19 protein-coding genes are annotated in these 17,791 nt (G+C 68.8%); 14 read left to right on the top strand and 5 right to left on the bottom strand.

Annotated elements, in window-relative coordinates; genetic code table 11:
* Positions 1-7: 7 nt before the first annotated feature.
* Genes EVS83_RS00105 through EVS83_RS00115 form a run of 3 tightly spaced genes read right to left on the bottom strand, consistent with a single transcriptional unit; the run spans position 8 to position 3,850 of the window.
* A complete protein-coding gene (locus tag EVS83_RS00105; protein ID WP_133498325.1) occupies positions 8-1,954 on the bottom strand; it encodes a transglutaminase TgpA family protein in 1,947 nt (648 codons plus the stop codon).
* Positions 1,947-2,900, bottom strand: a complete 954-nt coding sequence (locus tag EVS83_RS00110; RefSeq protein ID WP_133498327.1) for a DUF58 domain-containing protein — start codon at positions 2,898-2,900, stop codon at positions 1,947-1,949. Before EVS83_RS00110 ends, EVS83_RS00105 begins: the two co-directional genes overlap by 8 nt.
* Positions 2,900-3,850: an AAA family ATPase gene (locus EVS83_RS00115; protein WP_342774889.1), complete on the bottom strand. Its 951-nt coding sequence runs from the start codon at positions 3,848-3,850 to the stop codon at positions 2,900-2,902. Before EVS83_RS00115 ends, EVS83_RS00110 begins: the two co-directional genes overlap by 1 nt.
* 69 nt (positions 3,851-3,919) lie before the next feature.
* Between EVS83_RS00115 and EVS83_RS00120 the strand changes: the two genes are divergently transcribed.
* Positions 3,920-5,767, top strand: a complete 1,848-nt coding sequence (locus EVS83_RS00120; RefSeq protein ID WP_133498919.1) for an ArnT family glycosyltransferase — start codon at positions 3,920-3,922, stop codon at positions 5,765-5,767.
* Between the two features lies 1 nt (position 5,768).
* Here EVS83_RS00120 and EVS83_RS00125 read toward each other — a convergent pair whose 3' ends face one another.
* Positions 5,769-6,350, bottom strand: a complete 582-nt coding sequence (locus tag EVS83_RS00125) for a Maf family protein (RefSeq protein WP_246022718.1) — start codon at positions 6,348-6,350, stop codon at positions 5,769-5,771.
* The gene (locus EVS83_RS15990; RefSeq protein ID WP_246022719.1) at positions 6,343-6,708 is read right to left on the bottom strand and encodes a hypothetical protein; all 366 of its coding nucleotides are present in this window, start codon (positions 6,706-6,708) and stop codon (positions 6,343-6,345) included. The genes EVS83_RS00125 and EVS83_RS15990 overlap by 8 nt, the downstream gene beginning before the upstream one ends.
* A gap of 120 nt (positions 6,709-6,828) precedes the next feature.
* Here EVS83_RS15990 and EVS83_RS00135 point away from each other — a divergent pair, with 120 nt between their 5' ends.
* From EVS83_RS00135 to EVS83_RS00195, 13 genes are all read left to right on the top strand, one after another.
* On the top strand, positions 6,829-7,359 hold the full coding sequence (locus EVS83_RS00135) for a YceD family protein (protein ID WP_133498333.1): 531 nt from the start codon (positions 6,829-6,831) through the stop codon (positions 7,357-7,359).
* Positions 7,360-7,468: 109 nt separating this feature from the next.
* Positions 7,469-7,663, top strand: coding sequence for a 50S ribosomal protein L32 (rpmF, locus tag EVS83_RS00140; RefSeq protein ID WP_133498335.1), 195 nt, complete (start codon positions 7,469-7,471; stop codon positions 7,661-7,663).
* Positions 7,664-7,846: 183 nt separating this feature from the next.
* Complete coding sequence (locus EVS83_RS00145; protein ID WP_133498337.1) at positions 7,847-8,827, top strand: beta-ketoacyl-ACP synthase III; 981 nt, start codon at positions 7,847-7,849, stop codon at positions 8,825-8,827.
* A 159-nt stretch (positions 8,828-8,986) separates the two neighbouring features.
* Positions 8,987-9,931, top strand: coding sequence for an ACP S-malonyltransferase (gene fabD / locus EVS83_RS00150; RefSeq protein WP_133498339.1), 945 nt, complete (start codon positions 8,987-8,989; stop codon positions 9,929-9,931).
* Positions 9,932-9,998: 67 nt separating this feature from the next.
* Positions 9,999-10,742 carry a 3-oxoacyl-ACP reductase FabG gene (gene fabG / locus EVS83_RS00155; RefSeq protein ID WP_133498341.1) on the top strand — a complete coding sequence of 248 codons (744 nt, stop codon included), beginning with the start codon at positions 9,999-10,001 and terminating at the stop codon, positions 10,740-10,742.
* A gap of 120 nt (positions 10,743-10,862) precedes the next feature.
* On the top strand, positions 10,863-11,102 hold the full coding sequence (gene acpP / locus EVS83_RS00160; protein ID WP_133498343.1) for an acyl carrier protein: 240 nt from the start codon (positions 10,863-10,865) through the stop codon (positions 11,100-11,102).
* A 153-nt stretch (positions 11,103-11,255) separates the two neighbouring features.
* Positions 11,256-12,494: a beta-ketoacyl-ACP synthase II gene (gene fabF / locus EVS83_RS00165; protein WP_133498345.1), complete on the top strand. Its 1,239-nt coding sequence runs from the start codon at positions 11,256-11,258 to the stop codon at positions 12,492-12,494.
* Positions 12,495-12,609: 115 nt separating this feature from the next.
* On the top strand, positions 12,610-13,959 hold the full coding sequence (locus EVS83_RS00170) for an aminodeoxychorismate synthase component I (protein WP_133498347.1): 1,350 nt from the start codon (positions 12,610-12,612) through the stop codon (positions 13,957-13,959).
* Between the two features lie 10 nt (positions 13,960-13,969).
* Complete coding sequence (gene pabC / locus EVS83_RS00175; protein WP_166636726.1) at positions 13,970-14,779, top strand: aminodeoxychorismate lyase; 810 nt, start codon at positions 13,970-13,972, stop codon at positions 14,777-14,779.
* On the top strand, positions 14,776-15,825 hold the full coding sequence (gene mltG, locus EVS83_RS00180; protein ID WP_246022720.1) for an endolytic transglycosylase MltG: 1,050 nt from the start codon (positions 14,776-14,778) through the stop codon (positions 15,823-15,825). Before pabC ends, mltG begins: the two co-directional genes overlap by 4 nt.
* Positions 15,822-16,469: a dTMP kinase gene (tmk, locus tag EVS83_RS00185; RefSeq protein WP_133498351.1), complete on the top strand. Its 648-nt coding sequence runs from the start codon at positions 15,822-15,824 to the stop codon at positions 16,467-16,469. Before mltG ends, tmk begins: the two co-directional genes overlap by 4 nt.
* A complete protein-coding gene (locus tag EVS83_RS00190) occupies positions 16,466-17,428 on the top strand; it encodes a DNA polymerase III subunit delta' (RefSeq protein ID WP_133498353.1) in 963 nt (320 codons plus the stop codon). The genes tmk and EVS83_RS00190 overlap by 4 nt, the downstream gene beginning before the upstream one ends.
* Positions 17,425-17,784 (top strand): PilZ domain-containing protein, encoded by a 360-nt coding sequence (locus tag EVS83_RS00195; RefSeq protein WP_133498355.1) that lies wholly within the window; start codon positions 17,425-17,427, stop codon positions 17,782-17,784. The genes EVS83_RS00190 and EVS83_RS00195 overlap by 4 nt, the downstream gene beginning before the upstream one ends.
* Positions 17,785-17,791 lie beyond the last annotated feature (7 nt).

Consider the following 17,791-nt stretch of genomic DNA (forward strand, 5'->3'; position numbering starts at 1 on the left):
GGGTCGGTCAGGTCGGCCGATGCGCGCGCAGGTCGCGCACCAACCGGCGTGCGGACGCCTCGTCCGCGACACCGGCAGCGTATCGCGAATCCGCGAAGCGGGCGGTGAGTTCGAGCAGCCCACGGGTACGGTCGGCACGCGCCTTCGTGATTCGTTCAGCCCAGACCGTCGCGGGCTCGTGAACCCCGCGGCCGAGGCCGACGCGGGCATAACGCGCCACGAGGCCGTGCCATGCGCGAAGTACCGGATCGTGCTCGCGGGGCGCGCGCAGGCTGAGCCAGACCATCAGGCCGAGGGCGAGCGCGGCTGCGACGACGAACAGCAGCACGAGCTGCATACCGCTGAGGCGGTCGAGGCCCAGCGGTGCCAGCAGGCGTTCCTGGCGATCGGCGTTAAAGCCGAGCACGAGGTCGTTCCAGTTCTGCCGCATCCAGTCGCCGACCTGCGCGAATCCGCGTGGCCCCTGCAGCGTGTCGAGCAGGCCGCCCGCAGGCAGGCGATCGTCGATGGTGTCGTAGATGCGCTCCGGTGCGACCGCGGCGGTCGGATCGACGCGCACCCAGCCGCGTTGCGGCAGCCAGACTTCGGCCCATGCGTGCGCATCCATGCGACGGATCATCCAGTAGCCGCCGAGCCGGTTCCATTGGCCGCCGACATACCCGGTCACCACGCGCGTGGGAATGCCCGCCGACCGCATCAGCAACGTGAAGCTACCCGCGAAATGCTCGCAGTAGCCGGTGCGCGTCTGGAACAGGAACTCGTCGATGCTGTCGCGGCCGAGTGGCGGCGCGGCAATCGAATAGGAGAAATCCCGACGGATCCAGTCCAGCGCGTACTGCACGATCGCGCGATCGTCGTGCAGGCGCGCTCGCAGGTCGCGACCCAGTGCGACGGTGCGTGGGTCGTAGCCCTGCGGCAATGCGAGTGCTCGTCGACGCAGCGCATCGGGCAGATGCATCTGCATGACCTGCGGCGGCGACGACGTCATCTGCCAGCGCGTGAGGTTGGCCAGCGGACGCGCGGCATGCAGGCTGTAGTCCCACGTCAGGCTCGCGCCTTCCGGCGCGGCGAGCGGAAGGTCGAGCGCGACGAGTTGCGTGCGATCGGTCGGCTCGACTTCAAGCGTGTACGTCCACCGCGTCGCAGAAGGCTGCGCGCGATCGAGCGACCAGATGCCGATGTCGCGGGCGCGCGCCCATGTGCGGCCATCGAAATCCCAGAGCACCGGGCCGCGCCAGTACATCGCGCTTTTCGGTGGGGTCGGGCCGATGAAGCGTGCGCGCACCGCGACGCTGTCGTCGGCCAGCAGGTCGACCCAGTCGCCGGGCGACATGCGATCCGACAGGCCTACCTTCGCGGCCGCGCGATCCGGCACGCCCCACAACGGCGTGCCGATGCGCGGGAACAGCCAGAAGATCGCGAGCGCGAGCGGAATGCCGAAGAGGAGCGTGCGAAGGGCCTGCCGCATCGGCGGCAACAGGCCCGGCGGGGGCATCTCGCCCTCGAGCGTCGCGAGGCGTTGCAACGCGCCGAGCCCGAGGATCGCGCCGGCGAGACCGAGTACGAGCGTCCACGGCCCCTGGTCGAGCAGGAACGTCGAGAACGGCGCGAACAGCGCGAACCCGACCAGGCTGCGACCGTCGCGCAACGTCGTCGTTTCGGATGGCTTGAGCGCGAGCATCGCGCCGAGCAGCGCGCAACCGGTGTCGCGGCCGAAGTGGAATCCGAACTGCGCCGCCACGGCGGCGACGATCGTGATCGCGAGCAGCCCGCGAACCAGGTTCGACAACGGACGTCGCCACGCGAGCAGCGCGATGACAACGGCAGTCGCCGCGATCGCCAGCGCCGTCGGCCCCGGTAACTGCAACAACAGCGGCAACAGGCAGAGTCCCGCGACGAGCAGCGTCCAGCGACGGCTGCCGTCGTCGAGCGGGCGGGCGGCGGCGTCAGCCATGGGGCATCAGCGCGAGCGCGCGCAGGCAGGCGTGGCGATGCGCGGGACCGCGATCGGGTCCGAGAGCGGGATGCCCGGGGATCCACAGCCGATAGCGTCGACCATCGCGTTCGGCGTCTTCCACCCAGCGCGCGAGCCGCGCGATGCGCGCCTCGTGCGGCAGGCCGTATAGCTCGCGCCAATCGAGTTCGATGTCGGTGCCGGTGGGCTGCTCGAATTCGCGAACGAGCAGCGTGCCGCGTCGCGCGGACGGCTTCCACGCGATCGCGCGACGCGAATCGCCCGCGCGGTAGTTGCGGAGGTGGTGGACGTCGTCGCCTGCCGCGTGCAGTCGACGCGCGGCAGGATCGCCGGAGCCGGTCGGCAATGGGGGCGCAACCGCTTCCGGCATCGGATAGACGAGCACCGGTGTGTCCGGCCACACGTACGACCACGCGCGCGCGATGCCGAGCGGCCACGTCGTCTGTACGCGGACGCGCGGCACGTCGAGCCAGCCGCGGTGACGCGTCGCGACGTCCAGGACGACATCGCCCGTGCCATCGCGCAACGCGAGCGGCACGGCGTTGTCGTCATCGAAATCGACTCTGAGGCCCGAGCGCGGCCGCCTATCGCCCGTGCGCGTGTGCACGCGCAGGTGCAACGTCTTGCCGGCGTGCACCGGTTCGGCATCCACTGCGACCACCGAGAGGCCACTCAGCTGCAACTGCGCGGACACGAGGCTCGCCATCGCGGCGCCCGCCAGCAGGAACGCCATCAGCAGCGCGGGATTGTTGTTGTAGTTGAGGCCGCCCACCGACATCGCCGCCAGCAGTGCGGCGAAGAACAGGCCGAAGCGCGTGGGCAGCACGTAGATCCGTCGACGATCGAAGCGCACCGGCAACGACTCCGGGCCACGCGGGCGCGCCAGCGCAAGCAGCCGCCGACGGAGGCCGCGCGTCGCGCGCATCAGTCCACCGGCACCGAATGCAGGATCGACTTCGCCGCGGCGTCGTCGCTGCCGGCGTCGGCATCGACGACGAGGCGATGTGCCGCTACATGCGAGAACAATGCTTGTACGTCCTCTGGCACGACATGCGCGCGGCCGAGCAGGAGCGCATGCGCGCGCGCGGCACGCAGCAGAGCGATGCCCGCACGCGGCGACAGACCGACGCGCACGCCCGGATGGCGACGACTGCGCGCGAGCAGCGCCTGCACGTACGCGACGAGCGCTTCGCTCGCATGCACCTGCGACACGGCGCCGCGCACGGCGTCGAACTCGCCGTCCGCGAACTGGGGCGAAATTTCCGCGATCAGTTGTCGACGATCGGTCCCCGCGAGCAGTTCGCGCTCCGCGTCTTCGCCCGGATAACCCAGCGACAACCGAAGCAGGAATCGATCGAGCTGCGAATCGGGCAGGGGATACGTGCCCGAGAGATCGACCGGGTTCTGCGTCGCGATCACGAAGAACGGCGCCAGGAGCGGGCGCGTCACGCCGTCGACGGTGACCTGATGCTCCGCCATCGCTTCGAGCAACGCACTTTGCGTGCGCGGCGGCGCGCGGTTGATCTCGTCGGCCAGCAGGACCTGGGTGAACACCGGGCCGGGATGGAACTCGAAGGCCTGGCGCGTCGTGTCGTAGATCGATACGCCGAGGATGTCGGCCGGCAACAGGTCCGACGTGAACTGCACGCGCTGGAACTTCAGGCCGACCGTCGCGGCGAGCGCATGCGCGAGCGTCGTCTTGCCGAGGCCCGGAAGATCCTCGATGAGGATGTGGCCATCCGACAGCAACGCCACGAACGCGAGCCGCACTTCGTGCGCCTTGCCGAGCACGAGCGAATTGACCTGCGTCTGCGCACGGTCAAGGGCGTCGCGATGAGGGTGCGTTAGCATGCTCGCCGCCGTGCCTGAGGCCATGTTGTCTCCGCGCAATGGATTCGAGCGGCATCCCGTGCCGCAACGCGAGTGTAGCGAGGTCGGATGAGGATGCAGTCGGAGCCCGTGGCGGCGCGTGCGCGTCGCCTGTTCTGGGCGCTGTGGTCGATCGTGCTGGTCGTGAAGGTCGCCGTCGCGGCGCGCTTGCCGCTGTTCGTCGACGAGGCCTTCTACTGGCAGGAGGGCCAGCACCCGGCCGCCGCGTATTCCGATCTTCCCGGCCTGACGGCATGGCTGACGCGCATCGGGACGGAGCTCGGCGGCGCGCATCCCTTGGCGCTGCGCATGCCGTTCCTCGTCGTCGCGATGCTCGTGCCGCTGCTGGTCGTGCGGATTGCGCATCGCACGTTCGGCGAGGTCGAGGGCTGGAAGGCCGGCGCGTTCGCGCTGCTGCTGCCGCTCGTGGGCACGCTGGGCCTGCTCGCCGTGCCCGATCCGCTGCTCGCGCTGGCGACGCTGCTCTGCATGGACGCCGGCGCCTGCCTGCTGCGCAAGGTCGATGCCGGCCATGCACTCGAGCTCGCCGCGGGCCTCGCGATCGGTGCGTTGAGCCACTACCGCTTCATCGCCGTGATCGCCGTCGGTTTCGTCGCGCTCCTGGCCACGTCCGACGGCCGGCGGGCTCTCAAGGATGTACGCGTCATCATCGCGATTGCGCTCGGTGCGGCCGCGTGGACGCCACTCGTCTGGTGGAACTACGACAACGCCGACGCCGGTCTCCGCTTTCAGCTCGTCGAACGCCATCCCTGGGCATTCCATTCCAGCGGCCTGTGGTTCATCGCGATCCAGGCGCTACTGGTGACGCCGCTGCTGTTCGTCGCGTTGCTGCAAGCCGGACGCGACGGCTTGCGCAGCCCGCTGCTCACTGCACGCTGGTGCGCGATGCTCGGGCTGCTCGTGGTCGGCGGCTTCTTCGTACTCGGCTTCTTCGCCGACACCGAACGCGTGAGCTTCCACTGGCCCGTCCCGGGCTTTCTCGCGTTGGTGCCGCTGTTGCCGCGCTATCTCGCCGCATGGCCCGCCTTCTGGCGACGCGCGACCGCGGCGCTCGCGGGTATCGGGCTGATCGTGGTGATGGGCTACTACGTCGCGGTGTCGATCCCCGACGTACGTGCACGCACCGCTGCCGAGAAGTGGTATCCGAACAACTTCGCAGGCTGGGACGAAGTCGCCGACGCCGCGCGCAGCCAGCTTCGCGCGATGCCTCGCGGCACGCGCATCGTCGCCGACAACTTCAAGCTCGGCGCGGAACTCGGCTTCGCGTTGGGCGACCCCGACATCGTGGTGCTGGATCATCCGCTCAACCGCAAGCACGGCCGCGCGCCGCAGTTGCACCTGTGGGGCCTCGACGCCGACCCGCGCGCTCTCCTCCAGCGCGGGCCCGTCCTGCTCGCCGTCGGCGTGAGCGAAGTCGAGTTCAAGAACCTGCATCGTCGTTACCTGGAACTCTGCGAGCGCATCGGGCCGCTGCCTGCACCGACGATCCTCAACGTCGATCACGGGCGCCAACGCCTTGCGCTGTTCCGACTCGACAAGCCCGCGACCGGCGAATGCACAACGCCGTCGATGGCGTGGATCGACCGACCTGCGATCGACGGCAAGGTCGGACGCACATTCGACGTATCCGGTTGGGCTTTCCGGCAAGGCGTCGGGTTGAAGCGCGTGGAAGCGATGCTCGATGGGCGCGTCGTCGGTGAGCTGCGTTACGGCCAGCCGTACGAAGGGCTCAACGCGTCGTGGCCGGGCCTGCGCGATCCGAACATGCCGGCGCTCGGCTTCGTCGGCAAGGTCGATGCGAGCAATGTGTCGCCCGGCCGCCATTGGCTCGGCCTGCGACTGCACGGTCGCGACGGTGCGATCGAAGAGTGGCCGGAAGTTCCGATCGAAATCGCGCGCTGACTCAGGGCAGCGCGTAACCGGCGTCGCGCAGCAGGCGCGACGTCGCGATCAGGGGAAGCCCAATCAATGCGGTCGGGTCCTGCGTTTCGATCGCATCGAACAACGTGATGCCGCGGCCTTCCGATTTGAAGCTGCCCGCGCAGTCGAACGGACGTTCGGCGTCGACGTAACGCTCGATCTCCCTGGTAGACAGGGTGCGGAATCGCACGATGGTGCGGTCGATATGCAATCCGATCTCGTGCTCGCCGCGCATAACGCACAGCGCCGTAAGGAAAACGACGTCGCGCCCCGACATCGCCGACAACTGCGCGATCGCGCGTTCCGCGCTGCCCGGCTTGCCGAGCACGCCGCCGTCGAACGCGGCGAGTTGATCGGACCCGATGACGCAGGCCTCAGGCACGGCACGCGCGACTGCGCCGGCTTTTGATCGCGCAAGCCGCTCGACGAGCGCGTCGGGCAATTCGTCGTCGATCGGCGTCTCGTCGACGCCCGGCGCGATGCAGTCGAAGGGCAGGCCGAATCGCTCGAGCAACTCGCGGCGATAGCGCGACGTCGAGGCGAGAACCAGTCGCGTGTCAGTCACGCGGCGACCTCGCTTCCTCGATGCGCTCGAGCTGGTGCTCGATGCGGCCGCGCGCGGCGTCGATGGCGTCGCGTACGCCGGCGAGCTGTTCGGGTGTCGCGGTGCCGCCGTGATCGCGCAGCCACAGCCGCTGGCGGAGCATCTCGCGCATGGCATCGCCGACGGGGTTCGGCCCATGGTCGCCGGCCACTGCCTCGATCTCGGCCTTCGCCACGCGGAGCCGGTCCTCGAGCGCGTCGGCGGCGTCGAGCACGTCGCGCACGGCACGCTGATGGGGCGAGAGGCGACGACTGCGCTGGATCACCAACAAGGCAACGACGGCCGCGGCGGCGGCGAGAGCAAGGGCAACGACGGTCACGGCGGCCTCCGGGCGAGGCGGCCAGTCTGACGCGCGTCCCGTGGACGCGGCAACGCACGCGGCGTGACGGCCGTCGTCGGTTTGACACCACGAGGGCACCTCTCTAACAGTCCGCGGCTTATGTCCGCGCCGGCGTCCCGTCAGTCCGTACCCGAGACCCTGGATGCCTGGCGTCAGGTCACCGCGCGACGCGGCTTCGAAGGGCGTGTCCCGCTGGCGTCGCTGCAGCGGCTCGCGAGTCTGCTCGAAGCGCCGGATGGCGACGCGGTGTTCTCGCTCGATTTCGACCGCGACAGCCTGGGCGTCCCGTACGTCGAGGTGCGCGTCGAGGCCGAGCTTCCGCTGGTCTGCCAACGCACGCTCGAACGATTCCTGCTGCCGGTCCACATCGACCAGCGCATGGGGCTGATCCGCGACGAGGCCGACGAAGCGGGCCTGACGCCCGGATACGAGCCGCTGCTGGTCGATCCGTCGGGTGAGCTGGAGACGCTCGCGCTGGTCGAGGACGAGTTGATCCTGGCGGTGCCGGTCGTCCCGGTGAAGCCGGGCACGGACGCGGTGGAGCGCGAATGGGGCGACGGCCCGGCCGTCGAGGCCGAGCGGCCGAATCCCTTCGCCGCGCTGGCCGCGCTGAAGAACAAGCCGGAGTAATCCGGACGGGTCCGGCCGGTGGCGTGAGCCGCCGGGCTGGGCGATAATTTCCACCTTTCGGCCCGGGCACGACGCCCGACGCCGCCCAACGTTGCACCGGAGCACCCCGATGGCCGTTCAGAAGTCCCGCGTTTCTCCCTCCCGCCGTGGCATGCGCCGCGCCCACGACGCGCTGAGCCCGAAGCAGATCGCGACGGATCCGACGACGGGCGAGACGCACCTGCGCCACCACATCACGGCCGACGGCTACTACCGCGGCAAGAAGGTGATCAACACCCAGTCGAAGGTTGTCGACGAGGAGTGATCGCCGGGCGCGCTTGCGCCTGACGACAACGTCCGTGTCGACGGCTCGTCCCTGACACGGACATCGGTGGCCTGGCCACCGGTTCTCGATGCGACCTTCGGGTCGCATCGCCGTTTTTCCGGCCGCCGTGCATACGGCGGCGTCCGTGGGGCTTCGGCATCCGCGGTCCCGGCGAGGCAGGGGATGACCCAGACCATTTACGCGCGCATCGCGGGCACCGGCAGCTATCTGCCGGAGAAAGTGCTGACCAACGACGACCTCGCTAAGTTCGTCGAGACCAGCGATGAGTGGATCGCCGCCCGCACGGGCATCCGCGAGCGCCACGTCGCCGCGGAAGGCGAAACGACCTGCGACCTCGCCTTCCATGCCGCGACGCGCGCGATGGAAGCCGCGGGCGTCACAGCGAGCGAGATCGACCTGATCGTCGTCGGCACGACGACGCCGGACATCATCTTCCCGTCGACCGCCTGCCTCTTGCAGAACCGCCTCGGCGCGATCGGCTGCCCGGCGTTCGACGTCAATGCCGCCTGCTCGGGCTTCGTCTACGCGCTGACGGTGGCGGACAAGTTCATCCGCTCGGGCGCTGCGAGGACCGCGCTCGTCGTCGGCGCGGAAACGCTGACCCGCATGCTCGACTGGTCGGACCGTTCGACCTGCGTGCTGTTCGGCGACGGCGCCGGCGCGGTGGTGCTGAAGGCCGACAGCGACACCGGCATCCTTAGCACCCACCTGCATGCCGACGGCAGCAAGAAGGAGCTGCTGTACAACCCGGTCGGCGTGTCCGCGGGCTTCAAGCCGGACGAACACAACGCCGGCGTGCGCGTGATGATGACCGGCAACGACGTCTTCAAGTACGCGGTGAAAGCGCTGGATTCGGTCGTCGAGGAGACGCTCGAAGCGAACGGCCTCGATCGCCATGACATCGACTGGCTGATTCCGCACCAGGCAAACCTCCGCATCATCGAAGCGACGGCCAAGCGCCTCGACATGCCGATGGAGCGCGTCATCGTCACCGTCGACAAGCACGGCAATACGTCGTCCGGTTCGGTGCCGCTCGCGCTCGACGAAGCCGTGCGCTCGGGGCGCGTGCAGCGCGGCCAGCTGTTGCTGCTCGAGGCGTTCGGTGGCGGCTTCACGTGGGGCAGCGCGCTCGTCCGCTACTGATCGGCTGCGCCGCTTCTGACGAACGCCCGCCCTCATCGGCGGGCGTTCGCATTTGTGGCCAACGGCTGTGGGATGCGCCGATCAGCGGCGTACGGCGGAGTACAGACAGCATGAACGCTTCGTCCGTATGATGGCGCGCTCCCCCAACGGGCTGTCTGCGTGACCGCTACGCAACTCGCATTCGTGTTTCCGGGCCAAGGCTCGCAGTCGGTCGGCATGCTGGGCGATCTCGCCGCGGCGGAGCCGGTCATCGCCGCCACGTTCGCCGAAGCGAGCGAAGGCGCGGGCGTCGACTTGTGGGCCTTGAGCCAGAACGGGCCTGAAACCGAACTCAACACGACGGAATTCACGCAGCCGGCGCTGCTCGCGGCCGGCATTGCGGTGTGGCGCCTGTGGCAGGCGCGCGGCGGGGCGATGCCTGCGCAGCTCGCCGGTCACAGCCTCGGCGAATACAGCGCGCTCGTCGCGGCGGGCGCGTTGCCGCTCGCGGACGCCGCCAAGCTCGTGCGCCTGCGCGGTCAGCTGATGCAGGCTGCTGCGCCTGCAGGCACCGGCGCCATGGCCGCGGTGCTCGGCGCGGAAGACGCGCTCGTGCAGGAGGTCTGCGAAGCCTGCAGCGGTCGTGAAGTCGTGGTGCCCGCCAATTTCAATTCGCCCGGTCAGATCGTGATCGGTGGTCACGCCGATGCGGTCGATCGTGCGCTGACGATGCTCGCCGAGCGCGGCGTGCGAAAGGCCGTGAAGCTCGCGGTCAGCGTGCCGTCGCATACGCCGCTGATGCGCGAAGCGGCGAATCGTCTGGCCGAAGCGATGAACGGCCTCGCGTGGTCGGCGCCGCAGCTGCCGATCGTGCAGAACGTCGACGCCGAGGTGCGCACCGATATCGCGGCGATCCGCGACGCGCTCGTGCGTCAGCTCTACCTGCCGGTGCAGTGGACGCAGTGCGTCGAAGCGCTGGTCGCGCGCGGCGCGACGCGTATCGCCGAATGCGGGCCGGGCAAGGTGCTGACGGGACTGGTGAAGCGCATCGACAAGTCGGTCGACGCGCGAGCGCTGGGCACGACAGCCGATCTCGACGCCGCGCTCGCCGACTGGCGCAATTGATTCCACGACGCGCGGCGAACGCGCATGACGCGATCGGCTTCGCCGGTCGCCGCAACGGAGACACATGATGACGGACACGTTGAAGGGCGAGATCGCACTGGTCACCGGCGCCACGCGCGGTATCGGTGCGGCGATCGCCGACGAACTCGCGGCGCAGGGCGCGACGGTGATCGGTACGGCGACGTCGGAATCGGGCGCGGCCTCGATCGGTGAGCGTCTCGCATCCAAGGGCGGGCAGGGCCGTGTGCTCAACGTCACCGCGCCGAACGCGATCGAAGAGCTCATCGATGCGATCGCCAAGGACATCGGCCCGATCTCGATCCTCGTCAACAACGCCGGCATCACGCGCGACAACCTGCTGATGCGCATGAAGGACGAGGACTGGCAGGCCATCCTCGACACCAACCTGACGAGCGTCTATCGCTCGAGCAAGGCCGTTATGCGCGGCATGATGAAGGCGCGCAAGGGACGCATCGTCAACATCGCGTCGGTGATCGGCGTGACCGGCAATGCGGGCCAGGCGAACTACGCCGCGGCGAAGGCCGGCATCATCGCGTTCTCGAAGTCGCTCGCCCGCGAGATCGGCTCGCGCGGCGTCACGGTGAACGTCGTCGCGCCGGGTTTCATCGATACCGACATGACCAAGGGCCTGCCCGAAGACGCCAAGAAGGGCATGCTCGACCAGATCGCGCTCGGCCGCCTCGGCGAGCCGGCCGATATCGCGCGTGCGGTGGCCTTCCTGGCCGGCCCGAACGCGGCCTACATCACCGGCGAAACCCTGCACGTCAACGGCGGCATGTACATGCCCTGAGGCCCGTAAACCGGGCTTTCCAACGACTTTTTCACGCGGACCCGGCCGCTATACTCCGGCCCGCTGCGATTCATTTAGACTTGTCCATCTAGCATCCCGTCCCGGGAGGAGAGAGATCCAATGAGCACCATCGAAGAGCGCGTCAAGAAGATCGTCGTCGAACAGCTCGGCGTGAAGGAAGAAGACGTCACCACCAATGCTTCGTTCGTTGACGATCTGGGCGCCGACTCGCTGGATACCGTCGAGCTCGTGATGGCGCTCGAGGAAGAGTTCGAGTGCGAGATCCCGGACGAAGAAGCCGAGAAGATCACCACCGTGCAGCAGGCCATCGACTACGTGAAGGCTCACGTCAAGTCGTAATCCGCTGACGGGAGAGGGAAGGCCGTGGCGCTTCCCATCTCCACGCAATACCGACGGGGCCGCATTGCGGCCCCGTGTTTTTGAGGCGACGCCCTACGGCGTCGTATCGCCGAACAGAGTCACCGGACCGCCGGTGCAGTCGAGGTCGAAAGCATGTCCAGCCGTCGCGTCGTGGTTACCGGGTTAGGAATCGTCTCTCCGCTGGGCAATGACCTGGCGACGACGTGGGACGGCATCGTCAACGGACGCTCGGGCATCGGCCCGATCACGCATTTCGACACGACCAACTTCACCACCAAGATCGCCGGTGAAGTGCGCGACTTCGACGTCACCAAGTGGGTGAACCCGAAGGACGCGAAGAAGATGGATCCGTTCATCCACTACGGCGTCGGCGCGTCGCTGATGGCGATCGAGGATTCGGGTCTGGTCATCGACGATTCGAACGCCGAACGCATCGGTGCGCTGATCGGTTCGGGCATCGGCGGCATCCTCGGCATCGAGGAAACCGCGATCAAGTACAACGAGGGCGGCCCGCGCAAGATCTCGCCGTTCTACGTGCCGAGCACGATCATCAATATGCTGCCGGGTCAGGTGTCGCTGCTGACCGGCATGAAGGGTCCGAACTTCTCCGCCGTGTCGGCCTGCGCGACGTCGAATCATTCCATCGGCATGGCGATGCGAATGATCCAGTACGGCGACGCCGACGTGATGATCGCCGGCGGCGGCGAACGCGGGTCGTCGCCGACGTCGGTGGGCGGCTTCTGTTCGATGAAGGCGATGAGCACGCGCAACGACGATCCGACGCGCGCATCGCGGCCGTGGGATGCCGAACGCGACGGCTTCGTGCTCGGCGACGGCGCGGGCATCCTCGTCCTCGAGGAGTACGAATACGCGAAGGCCCGCGGCGCGCGCATCTACTGCGAACTCGCGGGCTTCGGTGCGACGTCCGACGCGTTCCACATGACCGCGCCGAGCGAAGACGGCGAGGGCGCCGCGCGTTGCATGGTGATGGCGCTCAAGGACGCCGGCGTGTCGCAGGAGCAGGTCGGTTACGTCAACGCACACGGCACGTCGACGCCGCTCGGTGACCTCGCCGAGACCATGGCGATCAAGCGCGCGCTCGGCGACCACGCCTACCGCACCATGGTCAGCTCGACCAAGTCGATGACGGGCCATCTGCTGGGCGCCGCGGGCGGCGTCGAGGCGATCTTCTCGGTGATGGCGCTGCACGCCGGCATCATTCCGCCGACGATCAATCTCGAGAATCCGTCCGAGGGCTGCGACCTCGACTACGTGCCGACCACCGCGCGCCAGGCGAAGGTCGGCGTTGCCGTCTCGAACGGCTTCGGCTTCGGCGGCACCAACGGCACGCTGGTGTTCCGCCGGATCTGACGATCGCACACGCCGCAACCCTCCGAAGCCCGCGTCCATCGCGGGCTTCGTCGTTTCCGGGCAGCGGGGCGCGCGGGCGGCGATAATTGCGGCTCCGCTGTTCCTGCCCTGACGCATGCCTCCATCCGTGCCCGTTCGACGCACCCTCGATCGCGTCGGCGACCTCCTCGACCTGCACCGCCTCGCGCCTGCGCGCTATCCGGTGCTGCTCGAATCGACAGCGTCGGGCACGCGCATCGGTCGCCGCGATCTGCTGCTTGCCGCCAGCCGCGAGTCGCTCGAACTCGGACGCGATGGCTGCGTGCGCGATGAAGGGGGGCGCGAGGTCGGCAACGACTTCTTCGCGGCACTGGATGCCGCATCCGCAACGTCGAGGGCGGCCACGGGTTCGCCGGTCGGCGGTTGGGCGTTGCTCATCGCCTACGAAGCCGCCGCGCAGGTCGAGCGTGTTCTCGATCTGCCAAGCGCGCCGGGCAAGGTCCCGGTAGCGCGTGCGGTACGCATCGACGCCGCGATCGAGCATGACCGCACGACGGGCGCTTGCGTCCTGCACGCCGCGACTGACGCGATGGCGGATGCGATCGAGGCCGACCTGCGCCGCGCGTCCGGCTTGGCTGACGTTCCTGCGTGGCGCATACCCGGCGCCGTGGACGAGGATGCGCCGGAGCGCTTCACCGACGGTGTGCGGCGCATCCTCAACTACCTCGCGGCGGGCGACGTTTTTCAGGCGAATCTCTCGCGTGGCTGGACTGCGCACTTCGATGTCGACGTCGACCCGGCATCGCTCTTCACCCAGCTGCGCCGCAATAACCCGGCACCCTTCGCCGGTCTGTTCGCGGGCAACGGGTGGTCGGTCGTCAGCGCGTCCCCCGAGCGGCTCGTGTCGGTGCAGGGCGACCTCGTCGAAACGCGGCCGATCGCCGGCACTCGCCCGCGCATCGCGGGTGACGACGATGCGTCACGCGTGCAGGAGCTCGTCGGCCATCCCAAGGAGCGCGCCGAACACGTGATGCTGATCGATCTAGAGCGCAACGATCTGGGTCGCGTCTGCCGCCCGGGGACCGTGGAAGTCGACGAGCTGATGACGGTCGAGAGCTATGCGCACGTGCATCACATCGTGAGCAACGTCCGCGGTCGCCTGCGCGACGACGTCACACCGGGCGAAGTGATTCGCGCCGTCTTTCCGGGTGGCACGATCACGGGCTGCCCGAAGGTGCGGTGCATGCAGATCATCGCGGAACTCGAAGGTGTCGGCCGCGGCGCGTATACCGGCGCGATGGGCTGGCTCGCACCGAACGGCGACATGGATCTCAACATCCTGATACGCAGCGCGGAAGTCGAAGGCCGTGAGGTGCGGTTCCGCACCGGCGCCGGCAGTGTGGCGGACTCCGACCCGCAGCGCGAACTCGACGAGACGCGCGCCAAGGCGCGTGGCATGTTGCGCGCGCTCGGCGTGGCGGACTGATATGCAGGACGTGCGCCTCTTCGAAGGTTCGACGCGTGTCGACTCGATCGCGCCGATGAATCGCGGCCTCGCGTACGGCGACGGCCTGTTCGAGACGATGCGCGCGCATCGCGGCGACGTGCCGTGGTGGGATCGTCACTGGTCACGCCTGGAGCAGGGTTGCGACGCACTGCGCATCGCGACGCCGGACCAACGACAGGCGCGCGAACAGTTGCGCGAACTGCTCGACGGCCGAGATGCCGTCGCCAAGCTCGTCGTGACCCGCGGTGCAGGCGGCCGCGGTTATGCGCCGTCGAACGCGCCGCCGTTCTGGATGCTGTCGCTGCACCAGATCCCGACCTCACCGGAGCGCATCGCGCTTCGCTGGTGCGAGACCCGGATGTCGATCCAGCCGGCGCTCGCGGGTCACAAGCACTGCAATCGCCTCGAGCAGGTGCTCGCGCGCGGGGAATGGCGTGACGGCGAGCCCCCCGACGACGGCCTGATGCTCGACACCGACGGCTACGTGGTGAGTGCCGTCGCCGGCAACGCGTTCCTGCTGAACGGGGACGCGTGGTCGACGCCCGCCGTCGATCGCTGCGGCGTTCGCGGCGTCTGCCGCGACTGGGCGCGTGACGCGCTCGGCGCCCACGAGACACGCGTCGCACCCGCGGACGTCGAATCCGCCGACGCCCTGTTCGTCTGCAATGCCGTGCGCGGTATCCTCGAAGTCGCGCGGCTCGGCGATCGCATGTGGTCGCCGCATCCGCAGGTCGCCCGGCTTCGGGAACGCCTGGCGACCGAGCATCCCGCCTTTGCACTGACACCGGAGTCGCCGTGAGCCGTTCGCGCAAGCGCCGAAGTGGTTGCTTCACCCTGCTGTTGCTGCTCGCGCTCGCTGCGGCGCTCGCAGGCGCGTGGTACCTGTACGCCGATTTCGCCGACGCGCCGATGCGCGGCGTCAAGCCCGGTAGCAGCCTGGTGGTGAAGCAGGGCGACTCGTTGCCCGTCGTGCTGCGCAAGTTGCACGACGCGGGCGTCGAAGGCTCCACGATCGAGTGGACCGCGCTCGCGAAGCAGCTCGGCGCTGCCGGCCGCATCCAGGTCGGCGAGTACAAACTCGAACCGGGCATGACGCCGCGCGATCTGCTCATGGACATGCGCGACGGCCACGTCATCCAGCACAAGGTCACCATCGTCGAAGGCTGGACGATCCGCGACGTGCGCAATGCGCTCGCCAAAGCCGACGCGCTCGTCCACGACAGCGCGCAGCTCGACAACGCGACGCTGATGGCGAAACTCGGCCACGCGGGCCAGCATCCGGAAGGCCGCTTCCTGCCCGAGACGTACATCTACACGCGCGGCGATACCGACCTTGACGTGCTGCGTCGCGCCTACGACGCGATGAACAAGACGCTCGACGCCGCATGGCGCTCGCGCAGCGCAGACAACGTGCTGAAGACGCCGGACGAGATGCTGACATTGGCATCGATCGTCGAGAAGGAAACGGGTATCGCGGAGGAGCGTCCGGAGATCGCGGGACTGTTCTCGCGTCGACTGAAGCTCGGCATGGCGCTGCAGACGGATCCGACCGTGATCTACGGCATGGGCAGCGCGTATGCCGGCAACATCCGCAAGGTCGATCTGCAGACCGACACGCCGTACAACACCTACACGCGCACCGGTCTGCCGCCGACGCCGATCGCGATGCCGGGCGAAGCCGCGTTGCAGGCGGTCGCGAACCCGGCGCCGGGCGATGCGCTGTACTTCGTCGCCCGCGGCGATGGCAGCGGCCATCACTTCTTCGCCAAGACGCTCGCGGAGCACCAGCAGAACGTGCAGAAGTACCTCGCCAACTATCGCGCCGCGCAGGCCGCACCGCGATGACGCAGCCGGCAGTGCTGCGTCGCGAGCCGAAGCTGGTGACGCTGGAAGGCGGCGAGGGCGCGGGCAAGTCGACCGTGCTCGCGGCGCTGCGCGCGGAACTCGAACGCGACGGCGCGGTGACCTGCACGCGGGAACCGGGGGGCACGCCGTTGGCCGAGCGCATCCGCGAACTCCTGCTCGATCCGACGCATGAAGCGCCCTGCGATCGCACGGAACTGCTGCTGATGTTCGCTTCGCGCGCACAGCTCGTCGCGCAGGTGATCGCGCCCGCGTTGAAGCGCGGCGAGTGGGTACTGAGCGATCGCTTCACCGACGCAAGCCACGCCTACCAGGGCGGCGGGCGCGGCTGCGATCCGCATCTGATCGACGTGCTCGAAACGGAGTTCGTCGGCATCGAACCGGGCCTGACGCTGCTGCTCGACGTGCCGGTCGACGTCGGCCTCGCGCGCATGCGCGGCCGCGGCCACGCCGATCGCATCGAATCGGAGCAGGTCGAATTCTTCGAGCGCGTGCGCGCCGCGTACCTCGCGCGTGCGGCCGCGCATCCGCAGCGGTTCGTCGTGATCGATGCATCGCAGCCGCCGGCCGACGTCGCGGCTGCGGCAGTCGATGCATTGCGCCGCCATCGCGCCTCGATCGCATGACGCCGATGTCGCCCTGGCAGTCGCGCATCTACGCTCAGGTGGCATCGACGCTGGAGTCGGGTCGTCTCGGCCACGCGCAGCTGTTCTGCGGGCCGGCGCAGCTCGGCAAGCGTGACGTTGCGATCCGGCTTGCGCGTCGCGTGCTGTGCGAGACGCCGAACGGCATCGAACCCTGCAATGCGTGCCGCAGCTGTCGACTGCTCGACGCCGGTACCCACCCCGACTACCGCTTCGTCAGCTTCATCCCGAACCGCGAAGGCACGAAGGTGCGTACGGAGATCGTCATCGACCAGATGCGCGAGCTCTCGTCGCAGCTCGCGCTCACGCCGCAGTACGGACGCGCCCAGGTGGCGATCGTCGACCCGGCCGACGCGATCAACACCTCGGCCGCAAACGCCCTACTGAAGACGCTCGAAGAACCCGTGCCCGGCCGTTACCTGTGGCTGGTCTCGGCGCATCCGGCGCGCCTGCCGGCGACGATCCGCAGCCGCTGCCAGCGCATCGAGTTCCGCCTGCCGCCCGTCGACGAGGCCCGCGCCTGGTTGCTCGCGCAGGGACATTCGGCCAAGGACGTCGACGAGGCGCTGCTGGCGGCGCGCGGCCATCCGGGGCTTGCGGACGACTGGCTGCGCAGCGGCGGGCTCGAGCTGCGTCGGCGCGTCGCCGCGGATCTGCAGAAACTCGCGCGTGCCGAGGCAAGCCCGCAGGAGATCGCCCAGCAGTGGGGAAGCGACGAACATGCCGGCCTGCGGCTGAGCCATGCCGCCGACCTGGCCGTCGAAAAGGCCCGCGGCTTGACCGACCCGCACGCCGCGCGCAGTCTGGCCACCTGGTTCGACAAGGCGAACCGCAGTCGCGACCTGTTGCGGACCACGGTCCGCGCGGACCTCGTGCTGATGGAACTGTTGACGGCCTGGCGCGCGGCTTCGCGCGCGGGCCAGGAGATCCGCGACCGATGAGTGCTACTCCCGGCGGCGCGCGACAGGGCATCCTGTCGCTGGTCCTCAAGGACAAATCGCAGCTGTACCAGGCGTACATGCCGTTCCTGAAGGGCGGCGGCATCTTCGTGCCGACGCCGAAGCGCTACTCGCTCGGCGACGAGGTGTTCCTGCTGGTCACGCTGCCCGAATCCGGCGAACGCATGCCGGTGGCGGGCAAAGTCGTGTGGCTGACGCCGGTCGGTGCACAGGGCGGGCATCCCGCGGGCATCGGCGTGCAATTCCCCGAGACGCCGGAAGGCGACGCGGTGAAGGGCAAGATCGAGACGCTGCTGGCCGGCCTGCTCACGGGCGACCGGTCGACGCACACGATGTAAGCGACGA

The sequence above is a fragment of the Cognatilysobacter terrigena genome, from assembly GCF_004361065.1.
Taxonomy (GTDB): Bacteria; Pseudomonadota; Gammaproteobacteria; order Xanthomonadales; family Xanthomonadaceae; genus Cognatilysobacter; species Cognatilysobacter terrigena.

Bases quoted from the DNA above. Each gene is read 5' to 3' on its own strand.
- EVS83_RS00105 (WP_133498325.1), bottom strand. From the start codon at position 1,954: ATGGCTGACGCCGCCGCCCGCCCGCTCGACGACGGCAGCCGTCGCTGG.
- EVS83_RS00110 (WP_133498327.1), bottom strand. From the start codon at position 2,900: ATGCGCGCGACGCGCGGCCTCCGTCGGCGGCTGCTTGCGCTGGCGCGC.
- EVS83_RS00115 (WP_342774889.1), bottom strand. From the start codon at position 3,850: ATGGCCTCAGGCACGGCGGCGAGCATGCTAACGCACCCTCATCGCGAC.
- EVS83_RS00120 (WP_133498919.1), top strand. From the start codon at position 3,920: ATGCAGTCGGAGCCCGTGGCGGCGCGTGCGCGTCGCCTGTTCTGGGCG.
- EVS83_RS00135 (WP_133498333.1), top strand. From the start codon at position 6,829: ATGTCCGCGCCGGCGTCCCGTCAGTCCGTACCCGAGACCCTGGATGCC.
- rpmF (WP_133498335.1), top strand. From the start codon at position 7,469: ATGGCCGTTCAGAAGTCCCGCGTTTCTCCCTCCCGCCGTGGCATGCGC.
- EVS83_RS00145 (WP_133498337.1), top strand. From the start codon at position 7,847: ATGACCCAGACCATTTACGCGCGCATCGCGGGCACCGGCAGCTATCTG.
- fabG (WP_133498341.1), top strand. From the start codon at position 9,999: ATGACGGACACGTTGAAGGGCGAGATCGCACTGGTCACCGGCGCCACG.
- acpP (WP_133498343.1), top strand. From the start codon at position 10,863: ATGAGCACCATCGAAGAGCGCGTCAAGAAGATCGTCGTCGAACAGCTC.
- fabF (WP_133498345.1), top strand. From the start codon at position 11,256: ATGTCCAGCCGTCGCGTCGTGGTTACCGGGTTAGGAATCGTCTCTCCG.
- EVS83_RS00170 (WP_133498347.1), top strand. From the start codon at position 12,610: ATGCCTCCATCCGTGCCCGTTCGACGCACCCTCGATCGCGTCGGCGAC.
- tmk (WP_133498351.1), top strand. From the start codon at position 15,822: ATGACGCAGCCGGCAGTGCTGCGTCGCGAGCCGAAGCTGGTGACGCTG.
- EVS83_RS00190 (WP_133498353.1), top strand. From the start codon at position 16,466: ATGACGCCGATGTCGCCCTGGCAGTCGCGCATCTACGCTCAGGTGGCA.
- EVS83_RS00195 (WP_133498355.1), top strand. From the start codon at position 17,425: ATGAGTGCTACTCCCGGCGGCGCGCGACAGGGCATCCTGTCGCTGGTC.